This window comes from Streptomyces sp. NPDC055103, from assembly GCF_053607625.1.
The window spans coordinates 13,233-37,412 of record NZ_JBSGTX010000049.1; the positions used below are offsets into that span (position 1 = coordinate 13,233).

The following is a 24,180-nucleotide window of genomic DNA, read 5'->3' on the forward strand; positions in this document are numbered from 1 at the left end:
TGCGAGCATGTCCCTCCCGCACGCGATCCTCACCGCGTTGCTCGAGAAGCCGTCCTCCGGCCTCGAACTGACGCGCCGCTTCGACAGGTCGATCGGCTACTTCTGGTCGGCCACGCACCAGCAGATCTACCGCGAGCTGGGCAGGCTGGAGGAGGCGGGGCACATCCGCGCCCTGCCCGCTCCGGTGCCCGTGCGGGGGCAGAAGAAGGAGTACGAGGTGCTGCCCGCGGGCCGGGCGGAGCTGAGCGACTGGGTCGCCAGGTCCGAGGACCCGAAGCCGCTGCGGGCCGCACTGCTGCTGCGGATGCGGGCTGCCGCGATCGTCGGGACCGAGGGGCTCCGGGCCGAACTGGAGCGCCATCTCGCCCTGCATCGCAAGCAGTTGGAGGAGTACCTCGCGATCGAGGAACGGGACTTCCCGGCCGAGCGGCGGCGCACCGAGCCGGATCGGCTGCGCCATCTCGTCCTGCGGGGCGGGGTGGACCTGGAGCGCTTCTGGGTGGAGTGGCTGACGACGGCCCTCGCGGAGCTGGGGCCGGACGCGTAGCCGGCAGGTCTGGGTGTGTACGAGCGGGTAGCCGCCCGGTCAGGGCGACGGGCGCGTAGCCGGCCGGTCAGGGCCTACCAGTGCGGCCTGCCGTGGAGGGTCCGCCGGCCACCCCTTCGGGTGCCCGCGTCCCTGCACCGGCGACGCCGCCCCTACCACCGTGGATACTGGGAAGTTGCACATCCACGACACGAAGGGGCAGGCATGGCCGCAGACTTGGGGCACCGCTCGACACGTCACGCGGTGGTCATCGGGGGAAGTCTCGCGGGCCTCCTGGCCGCACGGGTCCTCGCCGACCACGCGGAGAAGGTGACGGTAGTCGAGCGCGACCGCTTCGCGGAGGACCCGGAGGCCCGGCCGGGCGTACCGCAGGGCCGGCACCTCCACGTCCTCATCGCCGGCGGGCAGCAGGCGTTCGACGACCTGCTCCCCGGGTTCATGGACGAGTTGCGCGAACTCGGCGCGCCCAAGGTGGGCATTCCGGAGGACATGGTCCAGTGGCAGAACGGCAAGTGGTTCCGCCGGACGTCCTCGACCGCGCACTTCTACTCGGGTGCGCGCCCGCAGCTGGAGTGGCTGGTACGGCAGCGGGTGTTCGCCGACCCGCGCATCGAACTGGTCGACGGGCACGAGATGGTGGGCCTGACCGGTGACTCCTCCCGCGTCAGCGGCGTACGGCTGCGGGAGCGCGGCGCGGGCGCCGGGAAGGAGACGCGCGTCCTGGAGGCCGATCTGGTGGTGGACGCCTCGGGGCGGTCGACCAGGGCGGCGGACTGGTTGGCGGGGATCGGGGCCGAGGCCCCGCACGAAGAGACCATCGACACCGGTCTCGCGTACGGCACCCGGGTCTACCGGGCCCCGGCCGGGGTCCTGGACAGCGACGCCATCGGCTACTTCATCGTGCCCAACCCCGCGCAGGAGTACGGGGGTGTGGTGCTGCCCGTCGGGGACGGGACACATCTGGTGACCCTCTCGGGGCTGCGCGGGAACGAACCGCCCACGGAGGAGGGCGCCTTCGAGGAGTACGCGAAGCGCCTGCCGGATCCGGTGATCAGCCGATGGCTGGCCGAGGCGGAGCCCGCGTCGCCGGTGTACGGCTTCCGCAAGACCGCCAACATCCGGCGCCGGTACGACCGTCAGGGCCGCCGCCCGGCCGGCTTCCTCGCCACCGGCGACGCGCTCTGCGCCTTCAACCCGATCTACGGGCAGGGCATGGCGGTCGCCGCGCTCTCCGCCGTCGCGCTGCGCAGGGCGCTCGCCGACCCGAAGCGCACCCCGACCACCCGGCGGGTCCAGCGCGCGCTGTTCGACGCCTCGAGACAGGCCTGGGACATCTCGACCGGCGCCGACAAGAAGATGCCCGGGGCCCTCGGTGACGCCGCCGCCCCCGGGACCCTCGACAAGGCGGTCGACTGGTATCTGACCCGTGTGCAGGAGCGGGCGGCGGGCGACCCGGTCGTCGGCGCGCCCTTCCGCAGGGCGCTCACCCTGACCGCCCCGCTGACGGTGCTGTTCGCGCCCGCCGTGGCGAAGGCCGTGCTCTTCGGGCCGGTGCCGGAGACGCCCGCCGGACCGCCGCTGCGCCGCGACGCGTAGGGGAGGGCGTCCTGCCTGCTCGACAGGACGCTCCTTGAGTGGAGGTCCCGGGCGGGAGGTTCAGGCGTCCGGGGCCGCCGCCACCATGCCGGCGGCTATGGCCGCGCCGAGCGCCGCGTAGTCGTCGGCGTTCTGGCCCGCGTAGGCGAGCGAGAAGTCGGCGACGGAGCGGTCGAAGACGTCCGACGTGCCGAGGTAGCCGGCGATGGCGATGCGGTCGCCGGAGCGCGCGTGGGCACGGGCCAGGGCCCTGCCGCAGAGCCGTGCGTAGTCCCTGAGGGTCGCCGGGGACATGGTCTCCACCTCGGCCGAGCCCTTCATGTCGCGCAACTGGCGCCAGTAGAAGTGGCGTTGCTCGGGTCCGGTCATCCAGCCGAGGAAGATGTCGCTGGCGGCCTGGGTGAGCCGCTGTCCGCAGACGACGCGGCGGCCCTGGTGGGCGTAGGCCGTCGGCGGCAGGTAGGGCTCCAGGACGGAGCGGCCGGCCTCCTTGATCTGGAGGATGAGCGGGTCGCCGTCGTCACGGCCTTCGAGGAGGAGGACGAAGCAGCGGGTGCCGACGCTGCCGACCCCGACGACCTTCCGGGCCGCGTCCACGAAGCGGTAGCGGTCGAGCAGCAGGCGGCGCTCCTCGGAGAGCGAGCTGCGGTAGTCGCTGAAGATCTTGCCGAGGGTGACGCGGTCGATGTCCGTGGTCCGCTCCAGGAGCGGCGGGTCCTCGACGATGCGCCGCGCACCGGACCCGTCCGTCTCGGTCAGTTTGCCGAGGGCCTGGAGGCTCGTGCGGCGACGGGCCCGGGTGAGCCGGTCGGCCAAGCGGGCCCGGTCGTCGCGGCGGACGAGGGGAAGCAGGTCGTCGGCGGCTATCCGCGCGTACCAGACGTCGAGTTCACCGAGCTCCGCGAGGCGGCTCATGGTCGTGCGGTACGACTCCGTGGCCACGAGCGCGGCCCGGTGCGCCTTGGACCCGCTGCTGCCGTTCTGGAGGGCGGCGACGGTGACGCTGGCGGCGAGCCGCTTGACGTCCCACTCGAAGGGCCCCGGCAGGGTCTCGTCGAAGTCGTTCACATCGAAGAGGAGCGTCCGTTCGGGTGAGGCGTACACCCCGAAGTTGAGCAGGTGGGCGTCGCCGCAGAGCTGCACGGTGAGTCCGGTGTGCCGCTGAGCGGCCAGGTCGGCCGCCATGACGGCGGCGGCGCCGCGCAGGAAGGCGAAGGGGGAGACCGCCATCCGGCCGTAGCGGAGGGGCACGAGGTCGGGCAGCCGGTCCTGGGACTGGCGTTCCAGGACGGCCAGGGGATCGGGGCGCTGGGAGGAGGGGATCCAGCGGCCGTGGGAGGAGCGGGGGACGCGCTTGCGGGCCGCCCGGCCCCGCTCCGCGCGCTCCGACGGTGTCGTCATCCGGCCTCAGCCTCCTCTTCCGCCGCCGCGGCCAGATCCCCGCCGCCTGCACCCCATTACATGGTCCGACGCTCGTTTCGGCCACTCTGCCGGGCGACCCTAGCGAAATGGTTTAGACCAATGATAGGAATTGATCACCGATACGGCCCATGCGGTCACGCTGCGCTTAGAGAGGGTTGATCATGGCCGAGCCCGATGTCGAAGCGACGGAGGTTCCGCGCTATCTCCGGGTCGCCGCCGCGCTGCGCGAGGATCTCGCCCACCGGCGCATCTCCCCCGGAAGCCGACTCCCTTCGGAACGGTCCTTGTCCCAGCGCTACCACGTCAACCGGCAGACGGTCCGCAGCGCGCTCCAGCTCCTGCGCGACGAGCGTCTCGTCGTCACCGACCGGCGTGGCACGTTCGCGGCGGCGGCGGGCGCCGAGCCCGCCGCTCCCGCGCTCACGGCCCGCCGGCCGACCTTCCCCGGCGGTCCGCGCGTGAGCGAGGCGCTGGTGCGGGCCTCGCTCTCCTGGGAGTCACCGCCCACCCCGCTCACCTCGCGGCTGCTGCTCGTCCCCGGCGAGCCGACCCTCGTCCACCGCCATCTGGTGCTCGGGCCCCAAGGGGCCGTGCTCCAGCGGGCCGTGTCGTGGTTCTCGCGGCCGGCGCTCGCCGAGATTCCCCAACTCGCCCGCTACCGGCGGATCAAGGACCGTCACCATCAGCCCGACCTGCGGCTCCTGTACCACTGGATGCACCAGGCGGGGCTGCGGGTCACCCACCGCGAGTCGATCGGCGTCCCGCCCGGCCCGGCCCCGGCGACGGCCGGGGCCGCGGCCCGGCTGGTCGTCCACCGGACGGTGAGCGACCAGCACGGACACGCGCTGGAGATCACGGATATCGACTTCTCGGCCCAGTCGACCGCCTGGACCTACGAGTTCAGCGTCTGACCCGCTCCCTACGGAGTCGTGATCAACGGCCTCGGCGGCGTCCGCATGCCGTTGCCGATGTGGAAGCTCGGGTGCGGGGGCTGGTTGTAGGCGGTGTTCTGCCAGGCGAGACCCGTGCGGTACATGGTGTCGTGCAACAGGGTCGTGATGCGCGTCCCCGTCTCGTACGGCGTCGAGTAGATCCGCAGCGCGGTGTTGTCGCTCGTGCGCCACACCACCTCCTCACGCCAGTCACCGAGGATGTCCCCGGAGAGCGCGGGCGTCGCCTTGGTGGTGTTGTTCGACGCCACCGAGGCGCCGGTGAGGAGCCGGGTCTCCCCGGCGGTGCCGTACTTGTCGATACGGGTCCCGTCGAGGAGTTCCCGCGTGGTGTCGCCGTCCCACCAGTTCAGGAAGTTGGTGGACGAGGGCTCGCGGCCGTTGGCGGCCCCTGCCTCGTCGCGTACCGAGGTGTCGGAGGAGGACCAGACCTCCGCGCCGTCGTTCCCCGCCCAGATGTCGCCGGCGACCCCGCGGCCGTTGTCGCAGCAGGCCGCGAGCCGCCAGCGGACGGCGCCGTTCGCCGGGTCGATGTACAGCTGTGCGGGCTGCGAGGAGGACTCCGAGACCTTGAAGTACTCCAGGCCCGCCGTGCCCGGGTCGAGGTCGCCGAGATGCTGGGCGTCACCGTGGCCCGTCCGCGTCGTCCACAGGCCGCTGCCGTTGTCGTCCACGGCCATCGCACCGTAGACGATCTCGTCCTTGCCGTCCCCGTCCACGTCACCCACGGACACGCTGTGCGAGCCCTGGCCGTCGTACCCCTTCCCGGCGTTCGTGGAGCTCGACGAGTCGAAGGTCCACCGACGGGTGAAGGCGCCGTCGCGCCAGTCCCAGGCGGCGATCACGCTCCGCGTGTAGTAGCCGCGCGCCATGATCAGCGAGGGGCGGGCGCCGTCGAGGTACGCGGTGGCCGCGAGGAACCGGTCGACCCGGTTGCCGTAGCTGTCGCCCCAGGAGGAGACGGTGCCGCGCGCGGGCACATAGGCGGTGGTGCCCATGGCGGCGCCCGTGCGCCCGTCGAACATCGTCAGGTACTCGGGCCCCGCCAGGACGTAGCCGCTGCTGTTGCGGTGATCGGCGGTGGCGCTGCCGATCACCGTGCCGCGACCGTCGACGGTCGCGTCGGCGGTCTTCATGGCCACCTCGGCCCTGCCGTCGCCGTCGTAGTCGTAGACCTGGAACTGCGTGTAGTGGGCGCCGGAGCGGATGTTGCGGCCGAGGTCGATCCGCCAGAGCCGGGTGCCGTCGAGCGTGACGCCGTCCACCACGGTGGTGCCGGTGTATCCGGACTGCGAGTTGTCCTTGGCGTTCGTGGGCTGCCACTTGAGGACGAAGTCCAGGTCTCCGTCGCCGTCGAGGTCGCCGACGGAGGCGTCGTTGGCCTCGTACGTGTAGGCCACGCCGTCCGGTGTCGTGCCGCCGGCCGGCGGGCTGATCGGCACGTCCTTGTAGCCGGTGCGGAACTGCACGGCGTGCACCGAGTCCGCCTGCTCGACGCCGCCGACGACCGCGCGGACCGTGTAGTCGGCCGTGCTCGGCGCGCCGGAGTGGAAGAAGCTGGTGGAGGCGGTGACGGGCGTGGCGTTCACCTTCGTACCGGCCCGGTAGACGTTGAAGGCGACGGAGTCCGGGTCGGTGCCGAGCCAGCGCCAGCTGACCAGGTTTCCGGTTTCGGTGTGGACGCTCACCACACCCCGGTCCAGCCGTTCGGCCTGCCGCGCGGTGGCGGCGGACGCGGTGCCGGTGGTCGCGGTGAGCGCGGCGCAGGTCATGACGCCGGCCGCCAGCGCGGCGGCCAGGCGATGGGCGGCGACGGGGAGTTGCGGGTACTGCACGAGTCCTCCTGCGGGAAGAGAGCCGTTGCGTACCTCCCAGTCGTCGCCGCCCCTGGATCGGTTGCCCGTCCGTGGCGACCGGACCGTCGGTCAGTCGGCCAGCCCGACCGGCGGCCCGGCGGTCCGTCCGTCCGACCGTCGGTCAGTCGGTGTCGCGCGGGTCGAAGGACTCGGTGTCGACGAGCAGGGGCCGGGGGAAGGCGCGGGCGACCGACTCCCAGGGCGTGAACTTGAAGTTCGTGCCCTCGCGATCGCCGTCGGCGGGTGCCGCCTCGCCGTCGTGGGTGATGAGGACGCCCTTGGGGAAGTTGCCGCCGAGCGGGACGTTGACGACGGTGCTTCCGTCGGAGTGCTGGACCCCGTCGGTCGCGGCGCCGTCGCCGATCGTGAACGAGCCGAGGTAGGCGTTGCCGCCGTTCCGGTCGTAGGCGGCGAAGGTGTTGTCGCCCTGGCTCGACGCCAGGACGTAGCCCGCGCCGTCCTCGGCGTGGTAGACGGTGACGCCCTCGGCGTCCGCGCTCAGGTGCTCGCCGCCGAAGCCGGGGTCGTGGGCGGTGTCGACGACACACTCCTCCTCGGCAGTGTCGTACGTCCACGGGGTGCCGTACTGCCGGACGCGGTCGAGGAGTTCGGGCTCCTCGAACTCGGCGTCGTCGAGCTCGACGCGCCAGAGGCCGACCGCCTCCTGTGCCGCGTAGAGGACGTGCTCCTCCTGGTCGACGGCCATGCCCTCGACCTGCGGAAGCTCGCCCGGGTCGGCGCAGGGCCGCCACGAGGTGCCGTTGGGGAGGGTGAAGGAGGTCGGCAGGTCGAGGGTGTCCTCGGTGCGGTAGCCGACCCGGCCGCCGCGGTCCTCCAGTTCGAGCAGACGCAGGCTCGTCTCCTCGCGCCGGGAGACCACGACGTAGGCGTCCTCGTCGTCGCTGTACGCGGCCAGGCCGTAGGCGGTGCGCTGCTCGTCCACCTCAGCCTCGTCGGCGGCGAAGACGGGCGCCACGTCGGCGGCGGTAACGTCGCGCAGCGGCGGGCGGCCCGCGGCGACGGCGACGGGGTCGATGGCGTACGCCCGGACGCGGTCGCGGCCCCGGTCGCTGACCAGGGCCAGGTCGGTCTTCCGGCCGGCCAGGGCGAAGCCGTAGACGATGTCGACGTTGTTGAAGCGGCCGGGTGCGGCGTCCTCGCCGGGGGCCTGCGGCGCCGCGATGTGCTGGAGCCGGCGGCCGTCGAGGCCGTAGACGTCGAGCCCGGCTTCCTTCAAGGTGCCGATGACGAGGCTGCGGCCGGAGTCCTTCGGGTCGACCCAGACGGCGGGGTCGTCGGCGTTGGCGTTGCCGCCCGCCTCGTCGTCGTACACGGCGGGCGTCTCCACGCGCGCGGTGACGGTGGCGGGGCCCGACTGGGGGGTCACGGAGACCGCGGTGACCACCGCGAGGGCGGCGGCGAGAGCGGTCAGAGCGGAAGCGCTCACGATACTCCTCGGTAGCGTTTACGGACGGGCGTGACGCTACGGACGGATGGTGGAGCACCGGAGACGCTGGCGTGAACAGCGGGTGCACCGTGAACCCCCGTTCAACGTCCGGGGGTTCACGGTCCTGTCGCGGCTGTCGGCCAGGGCCTGAACGCCGCTGGTCCGCCGGACACGACCTAGACGATGCCCTCCGCGACGTCCGCCTCCTCGCGGGCCGTGCCGTACGTCCTCGGGGTGCCGTACGAGCGGCGGGCGACGTACCACCAGACGCTGGCCAGGACGAGGACGACGGCGAGCGCGATCACCGCGTAGTTCATGGTGTCGACCGTGACGGGCGACTTCTGCGGCAGGCAGAACAGGACGGTCACCACGGCCACCCACACGACGGCGGTCCAGCCGATCGGCTTGCTCCAGCGGCCGAGGCTCCAGGGGCCCGGGGTGAAGCGCTTCCCGGCGCGCAGGCGGAGGTAGATCGGGATCGCGTAGGCGGGGGTGATGCCGATGACGTTGATGGCGGTGACCGCGCCGTAGGCGGTGGCCGAGTACAGGGAGGGCACGGCGAGCAGCGCCGCCACGGCGACGGCGAGCCAGACGGCCGGGACGGGGGTCTGGGTACGGCCGCTGACCTTGCGCCAGATCGAGGAGCCCGGCAGGGCGTTGTCGCGGCTGAAGGCAAAGACCATGCGGCTCGCGGCGGCGACCTCGGCGTTGCCGCAGAAGAGCTGGGCGACGATCACCACGAGGAGGAGGGCGGTGGCGCCGCCGGAGCCGAGCGCGTCCAGGAGGATCTGGGCGGGCGGGACGCCGGTGGCGGAGTTCTGCGTGGCGGCGTAGTCCTGGATGGCGAAGCTCAGGCCGGCGAGAAGGGCGAAGCCGGCGATCCAGGAGACCCAGATGGCCCGCACGATGCCCTTGGCGGCGGTGACGGAGGCGTTCGAGGTCTCCTCGGAGAGGTGGGCCGAGGCGTCGTAGCCGGAGAAGGTGTACTGCGCGAGGAGCAGGCCGATCGCGGCGACGTAGAAGGGGTTCGCCCAGCCGGTGTCGTTGACGAACTCCGTGAAGACGAACTCGGCGGACTGGTGCCGGTCGGGGATGAAGGCGAGCGCGCCGACGATGACCGCGACACCCGCGAGGTGCCACCAGACGCTGATCGAGTTGAGGACGCTGACGAGGCGGACGCCGAAGAGGTTGAGGACGGCGTGCAGCAGCAGGATCGCGAGGAAGATCAGGAAGGTGGACTCCGGGGTGGGGACGAAGCCCCACTGGAGGTTGAGGAAGGCACCGGTGAAGAGGGCGGCGCCGTAGTCGATGCCGGCGATGGCGCCGAGCAGGCCGAGGAGGTTCAGCCACCCGGTGTACCAGCCCCAGCGCCGCCCGCCGAGCCGGTCCGCCATGTAGTAGAGGGCGCCGGAGGTGGGGTAGGCGCTGGTCACCTCGGCGAGGGCCAGGCCCACGCACAGGACGAAGAGGCCGACGCCGGCCCAGCCCCAGAGCATGACGGCGGGGCCGCCCGTGCCCATCCCGAAGCCGTACAGGGTCATGCAGCCGGAGAGGACCGAGATGACGGAGAAGCTGATCGCGAAGTTGCCGAAGCCTCCCATGCGGCGGGCCAGGACCGGCTGGTAGCCGAGCTCTCTGAGACGCGCCTCCTCGTCCGGGGCGGGGGGTGGCTTGCGTATCGCGTCGGGCTGGACGGTGCTGCGGGACATGGGGACCTCCGGGGGACGGGTGGTGAGCGGGAGCGGGGTGGTGCGTACGGGGGGGGCGGGGGGGGCGGGGGTACGGGGGGCGGGGGTGGACGGGGGGTACGGGGGGGACGGGGGGCTTGAGGGCGCCGTTGGGGCAACCCTGGGAGGGGCGACCTTCCGTGGCGGGCCTCAGCCGGTGAGACAGCGGGCGCGGGCGCGCAGGAAGACGTCCTCCGCGAGGGCACGGTCGTCCGGCCGCTCGGTGCGGTAGGCCCACGGCAGGGTCGTGTAGTACGGGCCGAGCGCCTTGAAGACCCGGGCCGCGTCGTCGAAGCGGAGCGCTCCGTAGAGGGCGTGCGCCAGGTGGTTCAGGTCGAGCAGGGAGGCCTCTTCGGTGGCGCAGAAGAGGAACCAGGCGTCCAGGGCGCGCTCGGCGTCGCGTACGGCGTCCTCGGCGACCCAGTGGAGGTCGAGGGCGCGCTCCTGGCCGCGCTCGCGCCGATAGCGCTCGACGCGGACGTAGAGCGGGAGGGCGTGCAGGGCGGAGCCGACGGGTGCGGAAGTGGCTGCCCACTGGGCGTAGTTGACGGCCTCGGAGAGCGGTCCGGGGCTGCGGGCGTAGACGAACTGGAGCATGCGGTGGTGCGCTTCGCGGTTGTACGGGTCGCGTTTCTCCGCCTCGGCGAGCAGCCCCCAGGGGCCGGGGGCCAGCATGGGCGCCGGTGGCGAGAGCCGGTGCTCCGCCATGCGCTGGCGTCCGTCGAGGGCCGCGAGGGCGAGCAGACCGACCCAGGGAACGGGATCGGCGGGGGCCAGTTCGGCGGCCTCGCGGCACGCGGTCCAGGCCTCCTGCCAGAGCTCGCGGGTGCGGGCGTGGCCGGCGCGGTGGGCGCGGACGGCGCGCTCGACGGCGACCCGGCAGTGCATGACGGTGGCGGCGATGCTGCCGGGCTGTTCGGTGCGCCAGATGTGGACGACGTCGGTGCCCGCGGCGACGGCGGCGAGGACCTGGGTGCGCCGGGTCCAGCCGTCCCAGCCGGAGGTCTCGTCGAGCAGCCGGGCCATGGCCACCCAGCGGCCGGTGCGCAGGTCCTGGACGGCGCCCCGCAGGGCGTGGTCGTGTCCCGCGGGGTGGTAGACGGGCCGGAAGCCCTGAGCGGCCATCAGGGGGTGGGGCCTGGTGTGGGCGACATGGTTCCTCGGTGGATGGAGGGGGGTGGTCAGTCCCCCGACGGCCTTCCTGCCGTTGATCGGCGATCACTATAGAGGGCACTGGACTCGACCAGTCCACTCGTTCCGGCGACAGTAACTATTAAGACAGCGACTGAATTTGACCTACTGTCAGGTAGGGCGGACCGACCTGACGGTATCGTTCGCCGACGCTTGACGCGGGCGCCCGGCGGCGGCACCCTGACCCTTTTCGGTGATCGGACGATCACCCTCCGAACCTGCGACGGGAGCAGCGGAATGACGGGCGTTCCGGTACTCGCCGTCGACCAGGGGACGTCGGGCACGAAGGCGCTCGTCCTGTGTCCGGAGCGCGGGGTGATCGGCACCGGCACGGCGCCGGTCCGGCCCCGGTACCTCCCGGGCGGTCTGGTCGAGGTCGACCCACGTGAGCTGTACGACTCCGTCGTCGCGGCCGGGCGGGCGGCGCTGGCCGAGGCCGGCACCCCGGTCTCGGCCGTGGGTCTCGCCAACCAGGGCGAGACCGTGCTCGCCTGGGACCCCACCACCGGTGAGCCCCTCACGGACGCGCTCGTCTGGCAGGATCGCAGGGCCGCGTCCGTCTGCGACGGTCTCGACGACCGGGCCGAGCTGCTGCGCCGGCTGACCGGTCTGCCCGTGGACCCGTACTTCGCCGCGCCCAAAATGGCCTGGATCCGCCGTCACGTCACCGGCGCCGGGGTGGTCACCACCAGCGACTCCTGGCTCGTGCACCGGCTGACGGGCGCGTTCGTCACCGACGCCGCGACCGCCGGACGTACCGGACTGCTCGATCTGGACACGGTCGCCTGGTCGGAGACGGCCCTCGACCTGTACGGCCTGGGCGGCGAGCGGCTGCCCCTGGTGGTGGACTGCGACACCCCGGTCGGCACCACGACGGCCTTCGGCCCGCCGCTGCCGCTGACCGGCCTCATGGTCGACCAGCAGGCCGCCCTGCTCGCGCAGAGCGCGAACGAGCCGGCCGCCGCCAAGTGCACGTACGGTACGGGCGCCTTCCTCCTCGCGCAGACCGGGCGCGAGCCCCGGCGTTCCGCCTCCGGCCTGGTGAGCTGTGTCGCCTGGCGGCTCGGCGGGCGCGTCGACCACTGTCTGGACGGTCAGGTGTACACGGTGGCCTCGGCCGTCCGCTGGCTCACCGACCTGGGTGTCCTCGCCGGGGCGGAGGAGCTCGACACCGTCGGCGGCTCGGCGCGGGACAGCGGCGGGGTCACCTTCGTCCCCGCGCTCGCCGGTCTCGCCGCGCCGTGGTGGCGTGGGGACGTACGGGGCTCGCTCACCGGGCTCGGCCTGGACACCTCCCCCGGCCATCTGGTGCGGGCGCTGTGCGAGGGCATCGCGGCCCAGGTGGTGGAGCTGGCCGGGGCCGTCGCCTCCGACCGGGGCGCGCCATTGACCTCGCTGCGCGCGGACGGGGGTCTGACGCGGTCGGCGCTGCTCATGCAGACCCAGGCCGATCTGCTGCAACTCCCCGTCGAGGTCTCTTCCTTGCCCGACGCCACGGCCCTCGGGGTGGCCGCGGTGGCCCGCCTCGGACACCACCCGGGGCTCGCGCTGCGTGAGGCGGTGCCGGAGTGGAAGCCCTCGGCCGTCTACGAGCCCCGGATCTCGGGCGACGAGGCCGCCGCACGCCTCGCCGCGTTCCGTACGGAGGTGTCGACGCTGCTCGCCCACGGTGGCCCCGGCACGGGTGACGCGGGGGACGCCGCCGGGCGTACCGGTGCGGGGAACGCCGGAAGCGCCGGCCCGGCGGATGCCGGAAGCGCCGGCCTGGCGGATGCCGGGAGGACCGGGCCGGGGGACGCCGGAAGCACCGGGCCAGGGAATGCGGGGAGTGCCGGCCCGGGGGACGGCAGGTGAGTGTCACCCGTTCGGGACCGCTGCCCACGGACCGGGAGGCCGAGTACGACGTCGTGGTCGTCGGCGCGGGGGTGGTCGGCTGCGCCGTCGCCCGCACTCTGGCCCGCCACCCGCTGCGGGTCGCGCTCGTGGAGGCCGCGAACGACGTCGGCGACGGCACCTCGAAGGCCAACACGGCCATTCTGCACACCGGTTTCGACGCCTCACCAGGCACGCTCGAAGCCCGGCTCGTCCGTGAGGGGCACCGGCTGCTCGGGGCGTTCGCCGGAGAGGCGGGCATTCCCGTCGAGCCGCTCGGCGCGCTGCTCGTCGCCTGGGACGAGGAGCAGCGGGCGGCGCTCCCCCGCCTCGCGGAGAAGGCCGAGCGCAACGGCCACCGCACGACCCGGCTGCTTTCGGCCGACGAACTCCACGCCCGTGAGCCCCACTTGGGGCCGGGCGCCCTCGCCGCGCTCGCCGTGCCGGGCGAGTCGGTGATCTGCCCGTGGACGACCACCCTCGCGTACGCGACGCAGGCCGTCCACTCCGGTGTCGACCTCCATCTCAACTGTCGGGTGGAGAAGGTCCGTACGGGTGATCCGTGGCATCGGCTCGTCACCCGGCGCGGGGTTCTGCGGACCCGCCACCTGGTGAACGCCTGCGGGCTCCACGCGGACGCCTTCGACGCGCTCCTGGACCGCCGCGACTTCACCGTCACCCCCCGTCGGGGCCAGCTGCTCGTCTTCGACAAGTTCGCCCGCGACCTGGTCCGGCACATCCTCCTCCCGGTCCCCGGACCGCTGGGCAAGGGCGTGCTCGTCTCACCGACGGTGTACGGGAACGTCATGCTCGGACCCACCGCCGAGGACCTCGACGACAAGACCGCGACCGGCACGACGGCGGAGGGGCTCGCCGGCCTCCGCGAGCAGGGCGGCCGGATCGTTCCCGCGCTGCTCGACGAGGAGGTCACGGCGGTCTACGCGGGGCTGCGGGCCGCCACCGGGCAGGAGGACTACCGGTGCGCGGCGCACCCCGCGCTGCGGTACGTCACGGTGGGCGGGATCCGGTCCACCGGGCTCAGCGCGTCCCTGGCGCTCGCCGAGCACGTCCTCGGGCTCCTCGCGGACTGCGGTCTCGAACCGGGACCCGAGCGCCCGCTCGCCCCGGTCCGCATGCCGAACCTCGGCGAGGCCTTCCCCCGCCCGTACCGCGATGCCGGACTCATCGCGCGGGACCCGGAGTTCGGGATGGTCGTCTGTCATTGCGAGCGGGTGACGCGGGGTGAGATCCGGGCCGCGTTCGCCTCGACGATCCCCCCGGCGGGCCCGGACGGGCTGCGGCGCCGGACGCGCGCCCGGGGCGGTCGGTGCCAGGGGCACTTCTGCGGCGCGGAGGTGCGGGCGTTGAGCGAGGAGTACGGGAAGGGGCACCGGTGAACCGCACGGTCGACGTGCTCGTCGTGGGCGCGGGTCCCGCCGGGCTCGCCGCCGCCGCGCGGCTCGCGGCGGCGGGCGCGGGACGTGTCGAGGTCCTGGACAGGGAGCGCGCGGCCGGCGGCGTACCGCGTCACTGCGGGCACCCCGGGTTCGGCGCGGACCCCCGGGGGCGGCCGCTCGACGGCCCCGCGTACGCGCGCCGCGCGGTCCGGGCGGCGCTCCGCGCGGGGGCCGTCGTCCGCACCGGGGTCTCCGCCACCGGCTGGGCCGGGCCGCTGACCCTGGACGTCACCGCGCCGACCGGGCTCGAGCGCATCCGGGCGGGCGCCGTGGTCCTCGCGACGGGCGCGCGCGAACGACCGCGCAGCGCCCGGCTCGTACCGGGATCACGGCCCGCCGGGGTACTGACCACCGGCGAACTCCTGCGGACAGTAGGACTGTTCGGTCCGTGCGGCGAGGCCGTGCGGGAGCGCGTGGGGCGGCGGGCGGTGGTCGTCGGCGGTGAGCCGGTGGCCCGGCGCGCGGTACGGACGCTGCGCGCGGCGGGCGTGGAAGTGGCCGCGGTGGTCTCCGAACTGCCGCGAACGGCGGTCGGGTTCGGAGCCGTACCCGTCCTCACGGAGACGGTGGTGGCCGAGCTGCTCGGACGGGGCCGGCTGACCGGGGTCACGGTCCGGACGCGGGACGGGCGGACGTCCGTGCTGCGCTGCGACACCGTGGTGTTCACCGGGGACTGGATCCCCGACCACGAGCTGGCCAGGGCGCGCGGGCTCGCACCGGCACCGGGCACCCGCGGGCCCGTCACGGACGGCGCGTACCGCACGGCCGAGCCGGGCGTCTTCGCCGTCGGCAACCTGCTGCACGGGGTGGAGCCGGCGCCGGTGGCCGCCGCCGAGGGCCGCGCGGTCGCCGTCGCCGTCCTCGACCTGCTCGCCGGTCGGCCCCGGCCGGCCGCGGGGGTGCCGGTGGCCACGGAGGGACCCTTGCGATGGGTGACACCCGGCCTCCTCGGCCCCTCCTCGGTCCACCTGCTCGTACGGCCGGACCGTCGGCTCGTACGACCCCTCCTGACCGTCACGCAGGACGGCACCACGCTCCGGCGGGAACGGCTGCGCGGGGAGCTCGTGCCGTGGCGTTCGGTGCGGCTCGGCGCGGAGTGGACGAGCGGCGTCGACCCGGCGGGCGGACCGGTGGTGCTCGGCGCGAAGGAGTGCGCGCCTTAGCGACGATCAGCCAGACTGGGGCCATGCCGGACAAACGCAGCGCGGGTCTCCTGGTCTTCCGTCGTACGGCAGGCGGGGGTGTCGAGGTCCTCATCGGCCACATGGGCGGGCCCTTCTGGGCCTCCCGGGAGCAGGAGGCCTGGTCGATCCCCAAGGGGGAGTACGAGCCGGACGAGGCGCCCGAGGCGGCGGCGCGGCGGGAGTTCCAGGAGGAGCTGGGCCTCCCGGCCCCGGAGGGCGCGTGGATCGACCTCGGGGAGGCCCGGCAGCGCAGCGGGAAGACGGTCACCGTCTGGGCGGTCGAGGGGGATCTCGACCCGGCGGCGGCGGTGCCGGGCACCTTCACCCTGGAGTGGCCACCCCGATCCGGCAACCACCAGGAGTTCCCGGAGATCGACCGTGTCGCCTGGTTCACCCCGGAGACAGCGACTCCCCTGCTCGTCGTGGGACAGCGCGTCTTCCTGGAACGCCTGACGGCCCACCTCGGCGCCCCGTACTCCAGTTCTGCCTCGTGACTTCCGCCAGAGCCTCCGGCGGGCGGCAGATCTTGCCACCCGCCGAAGAAGTCCGGTGGCGTCCGACGGAAGACCAGCGCTGAACCGCCCCGCGCCTGGGACACCTGACCGGCCGGACAGTACGCGGCTACGCCTCCCGCAACAGCCGTGCCTCCTACAGCTCGTAGTCCTGGGCCAGCTCCTCCCAGCGAATGCCGCGAAGCGCAAGGTCGGCGTCCTCACCCGCCGGCACCTCCGGTGCCGGCTGGAACCAGGCGACGACGAGCTTGGAACCGTCCATCGCCGGGACGAGCGCCGTGGAGTCGAAGACGCCGACGCAGGCCACGGAAGGCAGCACCTCAACGGGGCCGAAGGCCCCGGCCGTCTCGTCGGGGTACTCGCGGGAGGGCGGAACGAGGTGGACCGGCGTGGAGGGAAACGCGCGTTCGGCCTGCCGCTGGAGCCAACTGACCTTCAGGTCGTTGATGCGCTTGCACGGGTAGCCCTCGAGCATTCCCCCGTAGGTCGAAGACATCCGTAGGTCGGTGAGCCGGATCCGACGACCGGACAAGAGGACTATGTGACCCAGTGACATGCTGACACCCTACGCACACGGTCCACTTCCGATACTCGGCAGGCGTCAGCGTCCGGGACGCACGGCCCGAGCGCCAGGTCGCCTGACGGTCGACGATTCCTCGCAAAAGCCCTCCAAGCGGCCATAAGATCCATCGCCAGGTCCCCGACCGACGGCGTGGACAGCCTCATTGTCAGACCCGTGCGAGAGGGTGGTGATCGCAGACTGTCGAGAGGGAGCCCGACATGATCACGATGACCGCCAGCGAGCGCGCGGCGGCGCAGGCGTACCTGCGGCTGCTCGAGTCCACGCAGGCCGTGCTGACCGACCCGCAGCTCGCCCCGTACGCCGGGGTGATGCTCACCCATCCGATGGCGGAGGCCGACGAGGCGCTCCGCGCGGCGGGTCTCTCGGGGAACGAGGACCGGCTGCTGCGCCTCGTCTCCTCCCTGCGGGCCTCCCCCGCGGGCGCGTGGGGGAGGACCGGGTAGTGCCGTCGGCGGTGGCGGCCCGTCAGGGGGTGGGGCGGACCGGGAGCGCGCGGACGCTGTTGCCGACGAAGCCGGAGTGGCGCGTCAGCTCGGTCTCCGCGACGGCCAGGTCCAGCTCGGGGAAGCGGGTGAAGAGCGCCTCCAGCGCGATCGCGGCCTCCATCCGGGCGAGCGGGGCGCCCAGGCAGTAGTGGGGGCCGTGACCGAGGATTATCTAGGGCTGTCAAGCAAACATGCTGATGGGCTACACGGGACGCCGTGAGGCAAGTAAGTCACGTTGGAGGCAGCGCCACGGGCTGTGCTCGACTCCTTGCCGCCGGATCGAGCGCGGGTACAGCCACTCTTGCTTGATTGGTTGAGCCGTTTGGTCATGAACAGCGCGCCCTTTCAGGCCCCACGCGAACATCAACTCGTTGCTGCTAAAGCAAGCAGACACGCCCCTCCTCACAGGAACTTCACTTAGAGGAATAAGATCCTCCGCTAGTCGCACAGGCGACTGTTTCAAGGGGAGGGATTTCACGTATGACTGACCACATATCACCACCAGACTGGACGGGTGGTAGATGGCTGACCAGACGGGCTTTGCAGAGAGTGGCGCTCGCGACGGCTGCCCTGCTGGCCGTCGAGGCCGCGATCGTGCTGGAGACCACGGGGCAAGCCGTGGCTCTACCGTCGCAGCTTTCAGCCGTCGACAACACCCCATATCCGACTGAAGCGGCTGATTTGCCGTCGGCTACGGTCGCGGCCCGTCTGTCGGGCAAGCGGGTAGAGGCGTTGTCGGAGCGGACTGAATCGGCGACGACGTGGGCGAATCCGGACGGCACGGTGACGACGGATGCGGCGTCGGGCCCGGTCCGTTTCCGCGACAAGGTCACGGGCGTCTGGCGCACCGTCGACGTCAACCTGACAAAGTCTGCCGATGGTTCGGTCGTCGCCAAGGATCATCCGCTCGGTCTGAAGCTCGGGGCCAAGACTCCGGCGGTTCAGGCCGCGCGGGTGATGGCGTCGGGTGACGGCGGTGAGGCGCAGACCACCCCGCTTCCGCTGGTGTCCTTGGACGCCGGGGAAGGCCGGTCGCTGGACCTGTCGTGGCGTGGCGTCCTGCCGGAGCCGACGCTGTCGGGGACGACGGCCAGGTACACGGACGCGCTGACGGCGACGGACCTGGTCATCGAGTCGACCCGTACAGGCTTCGAGCAGTTCCTGGAACTGAAGGACCGCTCCGCGATCGACGCGACCGGTTCGGTCACGCTGACGCTGAACGCCAAGGGCATCACCGTTAGGCAGAACGCCGACCGGTCGGTGACCTTCCTGGATACCGAGTCCGGCAAGCAGGTCGGCGTGCTGCCGGCGCCGGAGATGTGGGACGCCACGCTCGATCCGCAGTCCGGTGAGCACACCCGGCGGGCCGACGTCGGCCTGAAGGTGACGCAGGACGGTGACACGGTCGACCTGACCCTCACCCCCGATGCGGCGTTCCTGGCCGACCCGGCCACCACGTTCCCCGTCACCGTCGACCCGGCGGTGAACATCGGGGCGAGCTTCGACACGTTCGTGCAGCAGGGTTACGCCGTCGACACCTCCGCGCAGACGGAGCTGAAGCTCGGCAACAACGGCTCCGGCCAGATCGCACGCTCGTACCTGTCGTTCCCCATGGCGAAGATCGCGGGCAAGCAGGTCCTCAGCGCGAAGCTGAACCTGTGGAACCACCACTCCTGGTCCTGCTCCGCCCGGAGCTGGGAGGTCTGGGACACCGAACTGGCGACGGCGAACACGCGGTGGACGTCGCAGCCGCGGTGGAACAACAAGTGGGCGACGTCCACGTCCACGAAGGGCGCCACGTCTTCGTGCGCGGACGGCTGGGTGAGCCAGGACCTCACGACCCTGGCATCGGCCTGGTCCGGCAACGGCAACGCCACGAACACACTGGGCATCAAGGCCACGGACGAATCCGACTCATACGGATGGAAGCGGTTCCACTCCGGCAACTCGGCTTCGTACACGCCATACATGTCGGTCACGTACAACACAGTCCCGGTCGCCGGAAGCCCTACCAGCGCCACCCCGGGCCGTACGACCGCGGGCAAGAACTGGGTCACCACGACCACGCCCGCTCTCAAGTACACCGCGAGCGACGCCGAGACCACGACCCTGCGCGCGAAGTGGGAGCTGTGGGACGGCACCACCAACGTGGAGGTGTACGACCCCGGCACCCTCACCCCGGTCGTGAACAAGACGGTCTTGCACACCGTGCCGACGGGCAAGCTTGTCAACGGCCGCACCTACCACTTCTCCGGCCGCGTGTACGACGGCAACGCCTGGTCGAACTGGCTGCCGAACTACTACTTCACCGTCGACACCACCAAGCCCGCCACCAGCGCCATCTCGTCCGGTGACTTCCCGGTCAACACCTGGTCCGGCATCCCCGACAAGAACGGCCAGTTCTCCGGGTCCTTCACCTTCACCCCGCCCACCAGCGATGTGGCCTCGGTGGAGTACAAGCTCGACGCGGCGACGACGTGGCAGTCCGCAGGCACCACCGGTACCGCCGTCAGCAAGACACTCACCTTCCCCGCCGGTAGGCACACCGTCACCGCGCGCACCTTGGACCCGGCTGGCAACATGTCCGCCCAGGTCACGTATGTCTTCTACGCCGGCTCCGGAGCAGCACTCCTGACCCCCGGCCAGGGCGAGCGCCCGGCCCGCCGCGTGGGCCTGTCCGCCGAAGGCCTGACCTCGTACACCGGCGTGACCTACCAGTACCGCCGTGGCGAGACCGACACCTGGAAGAACGTTCCCCTCGCCGACGTCCGCAAGGGCACCGAGACGGTGTCCGCGTGGCCGGTCGCGGTGACGAACGGCAAGCCAGCCGGGCTCACGTGGAACATCACCGACAGCCTCGCCGAGGACGGCCCGATCGAGGTCCGCGCCGAGTTCACCGATGGCATCTCCCCCACGCCCGTGTACTCGCCCGCAAACGAGATTACGGTGGACCGCAACGCGGGCACCGCGCCGTCGGAGCAGGCTGGCCCGGGCTCGGTGAACCTGCTGACTGGCGACTACACCCTCTCTGCGACCGATGCGGCATTCTTCGACCTGTCAGTGTCGCGTACGGCCACTTCCCGTCGCCCCGATGCCGGAGCTAAGCAGGACAGCCAGGCCGCGATCTTCGGCCCGCAGTGGACCTCCGGAACAGTCGCCGAGCTCACCGAATCGGACTGGGCGTATCTGAAGAAGACCTCCGCGACCTCGGTCGCGATCGTCGACGCCGAAGGCGGCGAGCTCGGCTTCACCGCCACCACAGGTGGCGGGTGGAAGGTCGAGCCTGGCGCCGAGGGCATGACACTCACCGGCTCGCTCACCGGCTCGTTCACTCTTAAGGACACCGAGGGCACTCTCACTATCTTCACCAAGCCGGACGCGTCCGCTCTGCTTTGGCAGGTCACCAGCACCTCTCTGGATGGTGTGACCCAGTCGACCACCACGGTGATCTCCGAGTCGGTGACTGTCGACAGCAAGAAGCTTGCCCGTCCGAAGCTGGTGATCGCCCCGACCTCGGCGGCCCCGACCACGACGTGCACGGCGACGCCGTCGACGAAGGGCTGTCGCGCACTGGAATTCGTCTACGCGACCGCCACCACAGGCACCGACACTGCCTTCGGTGACTTCGCAGGCCAGGTCAAGGAGATCCGGGCCTGGTCGACCGAGCCCGGTGCCGCCACGGCCACCGCAAAGACACTGCAGAAGTACCTCTACGACGGCTCCGGCCGCCTGCGTGAGACGTTCAACCCGCTCATCACACCGTCATTGAAGACGCAGTACGCGTATGACATGGCAGGCCGGATCGTCTTGCTCACCCCCGTCGGGCAGCTGCCCTGGACCTTCGCCTACGGCAAGGCTGGCAATACGGCTACTGCTGGCGACGGCATGCTGCTGAAGACCAGCCGTTCCGGTCTGCAGCAGGGCACTAAGGACGTCGAGTCGGGCACTGCGTCGACGAGCATCGTCTACGACGTACCGCTGACCGGCGACAAGGCTCCGTACAAGCTGGGCACCGCGGATGTGCAGGCGTGGGGCCAGACCGACGCTCCGACCGACGCGACCGCCGTCTTCCCAGCTGATGCCGTTCCGGCGGCGAACTCCGGTGATCAGCTCACCGTCGGCGACTACCGGCGAGCCTCGATCACCTACGCCAACGCCTCGGGGCGTGAGGTGAACTCCGCCGGCCCGGGCGGCAACATCACGACCACCGAGTACGACCGCCACGGCAATACCATCCGCGAGCTCACGGCTGGCAACCGGGCCCTCGCCCTCGGCGGAACCGCGGTCGATCAGGCAACCCTGACCGACCTTGGCATCATCGGCCTGTCCGCTCAGGACCGAGCCGACCTGCTCTCCACGCGATCGGTGTTCGACAACAGCGGCGCCCGTGAGGAACAGGAACTCGGCCCTCTGCGCCGCGTCACGCTGACCAGCACGGGCGAGTCGGCGGTGGCACGTTCCTGGACGGTGAACGAGTACGACGCCGGTCGCCCGACCGACGGCACGGCCAAGGTCGAGGACCAGGTCACCAAGGTCACCACTGGTGCCCAGGTTCTTGGCGCCAGCCTGATGGCCGAGTCGCGCGTGAACCAGACGGTCTACGACTGGGTCAAGGGCCTTCCCGTCAAGACGATCAAGGACCCGACCGGTCTCGCCATCACCGAGACCACTGAATACGACGCCCAGGGCCGTGTCACCAAGCAGCTCCTGCCGGGCGCGACTGGTACCGACGTCGGAACCCGCGTGACCGCCTACTGGACCGCGACCGGCACCGGTACCTGCCAGGGGCGGCCTGAGTGGGCCGACTTGATCTGCTCCACCGGGCCCGCCGGCGTCATCACCGGCGGTGGCACGAACCCGTCGCAGCTGCCAGTCATCAACACCGAGTACGACTGGTGGGGCAACCCGGCCAAGATCTCCGCGACCTCGGGCGCTGTCACCCGCACCACCACCAATAGCTACGACAGCGCAGGCCGACTGTCCGCTAGTGCCATCACAGGCGGACTTGGTCAGGCAGTGCCTGATACCGCGACTGAATACGACGCCACAACTGGCCAGGCCGTCCGAACCGTTTCCCCGACAGGGGGAACAATCACGCGGGTCTACGACGTGCTGGGCCGCCAGATCTCGTACACAGACGCCGATGGCGGCACGACCACGACTGAGTACGACCTGCTCGACCGGCCAGTTAAGACCAGCGACTCGGTCCCGTCCACGGTGACCTACACCTACGACACCACCGCAGAGCCCCGCGGCCTGGTTACCAAGACGACCGACTCGATCGCTGGCGTGTTTGACGCCACCTACGACGCTGACGGCTCCGTCGCCACCGAGAAACTCCCCGGTGGCTACACCCTCACCGTCACTGAGGACACCACCGGAGCCCCGTTGTCGCGGGTGTACACCCGCGACACCGACGGCCAGGTCGTCTACTCAGACACCGTTGACGAATCCGTCCATGGCCAGGTCATTCAGCACACTGGGTGGTCCAGCCAGGACTACACCTACGACGCCATCGGACGCCTCACTGCTGTCAGCGACACGGTCGGCGACGTCTGCACCAAGCGGACCTACGGCTTCGACCAGCGCACCAACCGCACCGACATGACCACCGCGATTGGTGCCGGCGCAGCGGCCTGCCCGACGACCGGGGGCGCCACCGCCACCCACACTTACGACAGTGCCGACCGCCTCATCGACAGCGGCTATGTATACGACGGCTTCGGCCGTACCACCGCACTGCCTGGCAGCCAGCTCGGCTACTACGTCAACGATCTGGTCCACCAGCAGACTGCGAACGGACAGCGCCAGACCTGGCAGCTCGACGCCAACCATCGCCTCCGCTCCTGGACTGTCGAAGACAACACGAACGACACCTGGACGCAGACCGCGGCCAAGGTCAACCACTACGACAGCGACGGCGACAACCCCCGCTGGATCGTCGAGGACGCCACCGACGGCACTCTCAGCCGCAACGTCGACTCGGCCTCCGGTGACCTCGCTGCCATCACCAGCGCCATCGGAAACACGGTCCTCCAGCTGACCTCCATCCACGGCGACGTCGCCCTCCAGCTCCCGCTGGACCAGACCGAAGCCCCCCTGGTGCTGGACAACGACGAGTATGGCAACCCCCGCACGGGGCAGCCGGCCACCCGCTACAACTGGCTCGGCGGCAAACAGCGATCCAGTGACACCCTCACCGGCCTCACCCTCATGGGTGTCCGCCTCTACAATCCGCAGAGCGGCCGCTTCCTCTCGATCGATCCACTTTACGGCGGGAACGCCAACTTCTACGACTACTGCACCGCCGACCCAGTCAACTGCTACGACCTTGACGGTCGCTGGAGTTGGCGCAAGGCCTTCAAAAAGGCTGGTAGGTGGGCGTGGAAGAACAAGTGGGCGATCGCTTCAACGGCGATGATGTTCGTACCGGGTGCTCAACCCCTCATGGCGGCGCGATTCGCCTATACTGCATGGCGTGCGTATCGGCTCGCTAAGTCTGCGAGATTTGCAAGTCGAGCTCTCCAATCGGGCCGATACGGTGGAATGAGCTACCGATACGGAAACTCCAGCGTGGGGAACTATGGTCGCGCTAAGGGGGACTTCGTTCGTGGGCAGCAATCAGGGCGATGGAACCATGCAGAACGACGCCTGAAGGTGGGCTGGAGTTACAACAAGTTCGCGGGAAGGCCGACATTCCGTTTCGGATGGAGGTGGCGTGGTAGAAACCGTCACTTCCACCTGTTCTGAGAGGTGGCTATGACATACCTGCGCACCGATGTGCACCTGAACGCGAGAGAAGCCCCGACCCGTCTCGAAGCAGAGTTCATCGACAGAATTGATGAGTTCCTACTCCAACGTGATCCGGTGGCAATCAACAAGCAAGAGTCAATGTGGTATCTGGGAACGGCACTCCCTGGAGAGTCGAACCTTGAGGTGGTTCTGCCACTGGCTTGGGATCCCGAATTCTCGCTGCGACTGCGACTCCGCCAGCAAGAGGGATTCTCTATCGGCTGGGGGGGGGACTTGGGTGAACCCCCCTTCTGTCAGTCTTTTGCTGCTGGCAATGCAGAGGTTGACGACATGGTCTCCGGGTTTGCTTGCGAGCTGTATCGCGACATTCGCCTGTCACATCGCCGGCTGCTGTTTGGTGGAGTCTCGGAGTTTCATATTCGAACTCCGCAAGGGTGGGTCGACCTCTCAAGAGGCGGAATCCCCTCCACGGATAGCAGGATGCGTAAGGCGAAGCGGGCGGTGACACTGCTCGGCTGACTTGCGGCCAGCCTGCAATAATGAGGCACACGCATCTCTGTACTTCTCTTCCTCTTGGGCAGAAGTACAGAGATGCCTG

The 24,180-nt window shown here is 70.9% G+C and carries 16 protein-coding genes and 1 pseudogene; 10 read left to right on the forward strand and 7 right to left on the reverse strand.

The window, feature by feature from the left end; translation table 11 throughout:
- Positions 1-7: 7 nt before the first annotated feature.
- Positions 8-547: a PadR family transcriptional regulator gene (locus ACWFR1_RS27345; RefSeq protein WP_453555520.1), complete on the forward strand. Its 540-nt coding sequence runs from the start codon at positions 8-10 to the stop codon at positions 545-547.
- 204 nt (positions 548-751) lie between these two features.
- Complete coding sequence (locus tag ACWFR1_RS27350; protein ID WP_453555522.1) at positions 752-2,143, forward strand: FAD-dependent oxidoreductase; 1,392 nt, start codon at positions 752-754, stop codon at positions 2,141-2,143.
- A 60-nt stretch (positions 2,144-2,203) separates the two neighbouring features.
- On the opposite strand, the gene ACWFR1_RS27355 is transcribed toward ACWFR1_RS27350, so the two are convergent.
- Positions 2,204-3,544, reverse strand: coding sequence for a DUF2252 domain-containing protein (locus ACWFR1_RS27355; RefSeq protein ID WP_453555524.1), 1,341 nt, complete (start codon positions 3,542-3,544; stop codon positions 2,204-2,206).
- Between the two features lie 182 nt (positions 3,545-3,726).
- Here ACWFR1_RS27355 and ACWFR1_RS27360 point away from each other — a divergent pair, with 182 nt between their 5' ends.
- A complete protein-coding gene (locus ACWFR1_RS27360) occupies positions 3,727-4,476 on the forward strand; it encodes a GntR family transcriptional regulator (RefSeq protein WP_453555526.1) in 750 nt (249 codons plus the stop codon).
- Between the two features lie 8 nt (positions 4,477-4,484).
- Here the strand turns inward: ACWFR1_RS27360 and ACWFR1_RS27365 are convergent, their stop codons facing one another.
- From ACWFR1_RS27365 to ACWFR1_RS27380, 4 genes are all read right to left on the reverse strand, one after another.
- Positions 4,485-6,287, reverse strand: coding sequence for a rhamnogalacturonan lyase (locus tag ACWFR1_RS27365; protein ID WP_453555592.1), 1,803 nt, complete (start codon positions 6,285-6,287; stop codon positions 4,485-4,487).
- 205 nt (positions 6,288-6,492) lie between these two features.
- Positions 6,493-7,818, reverse strand: coding sequence for a phytase (locus ACWFR1_RS27370; RefSeq protein ID WP_453555528.1), 1,326 nt, complete (start codon positions 7,816-7,818; stop codon positions 6,493-6,495).
- A gap of 176 nt (positions 7,819-7,994) precedes the next feature.
- Entirely contained in the window at positions 7,995-9,527 is a 1,533-nt protein-coding gene (locus ACWFR1_RS27375; RefSeq protein WP_453555530.1) for an amino acid permease, read from the reverse strand.
- A gap of 168 nt (positions 9,528-9,695) precedes the next feature.
- The gene (locus ACWFR1_RS27380) at positions 9,696-10,670 is read right to left on the reverse strand and encodes a hypothetical protein (protein ID WP_453555532.1); all 975 of its coding nucleotides are present in this window, start codon (positions 10,668-10,670) and stop codon (positions 9,696-9,698) included.
- Between the two features lie 303 nt (positions 10,671-10,973).
- Between ACWFR1_RS27380 and ACWFR1_RS27385 the strand changes: the two genes are divergently transcribed.
- From ACWFR1_RS27385 to ACWFR1_RS27400, 4 genes are read left to right on the forward strand one after another with little or no spacing between them, the layout of a single operon-like run.
- On the forward strand, positions 10,974-12,590 hold the full coding sequence (locus tag ACWFR1_RS27385) for an FGGY family carbohydrate kinase (RefSeq protein ID WP_453555534.1): 1,617 nt from the start codon (positions 10,974-10,976) through the stop codon (positions 12,588-12,590).
- Positions 12,587-14,005, forward strand: a complete 1,419-nt coding sequence (locus ACWFR1_RS27390; protein ID WP_453555536.1) for an FAD-dependent oxidoreductase — start codon at positions 12,587-12,589, stop codon at positions 14,003-14,005. The genes ACWFR1_RS27385 and ACWFR1_RS27390 overlap by 4 nt, the downstream gene beginning before the upstream one ends.
- Positions 14,002-15,228: an FAD-dependent oxidoreductase gene (locus tag ACWFR1_RS27395; protein ID WP_453555538.1), complete on the forward strand. Its 1,227-nt coding sequence runs from the start codon at positions 14,002-14,004 to the stop codon at positions 15,226-15,228. The genes ACWFR1_RS27390 and ACWFR1_RS27395 overlap by 4 nt, the downstream gene beginning before the upstream one ends.
- 23 nt (positions 15,229-15,251) lie before the next feature.
- Positions 15,252-15,743: an NUDIX domain-containing protein gene (locus ACWFR1_RS27400; RefSeq protein WP_453555540.1), complete on the forward strand. Its 492-nt coding sequence runs from the start codon at positions 15,252-15,254 to the stop codon at positions 15,741-15,743.
- A 154-nt stretch (positions 15,744-15,897) separates the two neighbouring features.
- On the opposite strand, the gene ACWFR1_RS27405 is transcribed toward ACWFR1_RS27400, so the two are convergent.
- Positions 15,898-16,317, reverse strand: a complete 420-nt coding sequence (locus ACWFR1_RS27405) for a hypothetical protein (protein ID WP_453555542.1) — start codon at positions 16,315-16,317, stop codon at positions 15,898-15,900.
- Between the two features lie 224 nt (positions 16,318-16,541).
- Here ACWFR1_RS27405 and ACWFR1_RS27410 point away from each other — a divergent pair, with 224 nt between their 5' ends.
- Positions 16,542-16,787 carry a hypothetical protein gene (locus ACWFR1_RS27410; RefSeq protein ID WP_453555543.1) on the forward strand — a complete coding sequence of 82 codons (246 nt, stop codon included), beginning with the start codon at positions 16,542-16,544 and terminating at the stop codon, positions 16,785-16,787.
- 22 nt (positions 16,788-16,809) lie between these two features.
- Here ACWFR1_RS27410 and ACWFR1_RS27415 read toward each other — a convergent pair.
- Positions 16,810-16,995 (reverse strand): annotated as a pseudogene (locus tag ACWFR1_RS27415) (cytochrome P450); the annotation flags it as partial.
- Between the two features lie 383 nt (positions 16,996-17,378).
- Here ACWFR1_RS27415 and ACWFR1_RS27420 point away from each other — a divergent pair.
- Positions 17,379-23,579, forward strand: a complete 6,201-nt coding sequence (locus ACWFR1_RS27420; protein ID WP_453555545.1) for a DNRLRE domain-containing protein — start codon at positions 17,379-17,381, stop codon at positions 23,577-23,579.
- A 9-nt stretch (positions 23,580-23,588) separates the two neighbouring features.
- The gene (locus ACWFR1_RS27425) at positions 23,589-24,101 is read left to right on the forward strand and encodes a hypothetical protein (protein ID WP_453555547.1); all 513 of its coding nucleotides are present in this window, start codon (positions 23,589-23,591) and stop codon (positions 24,099-24,101) included.
- The last annotated feature ends 79 nt before the right edge of the window (positions 24,102-24,180 follow it).

Coding starts and splice junctions, on each gene's coding strand:
- ACWFR1_RS27345 (WP_453555520.1), top strand. CDS start 8: ATGTCCCTCCCGCACGCGATCCTCACCGCGTTGCTCGAGAAGCCGTCC.
- ACWFR1_RS27350 (WP_453555522.1), top strand. CDS start 752: ATGGCCGCAGACTTGGGGCACCGCTCGACACGTCACGCGGTGGTCATC.
- ACWFR1_RS27355 (WP_453555524.1), bottom strand. CDS start 3,544: ATGACGACACCGTCGGAGCGCGCGGAGCGGGGCCGGGCGGCCCGCAAG.
- ACWFR1_RS27360 (WP_453555526.1), top strand. CDS start 3,727: ATGGCCGAGCCCGATGTCGAAGCGACGGAGGTTCCGCGCTATCTCCGG.
- ACWFR1_RS27365 (WP_453555592.1), bottom strand. CDS start 6,287: ATGACCTGCGCCGCGCTCACCGCGACCACCGGCACCGCGTCCGCCGCC.
- ACWFR1_RS27375 (WP_453555530.1), bottom strand. CDS start 9,527: ATGTCCCGCAGCACCGTCCAGCCCGACGCGATACGCAAGCCACCCCCC.
- ACWFR1_RS27380 (WP_453555532.1), bottom strand. CDS start 10,670: ATGGCCGCTCAGGGCTTCCGGCCCGTCTACCACCCCGCGGGACACGAC.
- ACWFR1_RS27385 (WP_453555534.1), top strand. CDS start 10,974: ATGACGGGCGTTCCGGTACTCGCCGTCGACCAGGGGACGTCGGGCACG.
- ACWFR1_RS27400 (WP_453555540.1), top strand. CDS start 15,252: ATGCCGGACAAACGCAGCGCGGGTCTCCTGGTCTTCCGTCGTACGGCA.
- ACWFR1_RS27405 (WP_453555542.1), bottom strand. CDS start 16,317: ATGTCACTGGGTCACATAGTCCTCTTGTCCGGTCGTCGGATCCGGCTC.
- ACWFR1_RS27410 (WP_453555543.1), top strand. CDS start 16,542: ATGATCACGATGACCGCCAGCGAGCGCGCGGCGGCGCAGGCGTACCTG.
- ACWFR1_RS27425 (WP_453555547.1), top strand. CDS start 23,589: ATGACATACCTGCGCACCGATGTGCACCTGAACGCGAGAGAAGCCCCG.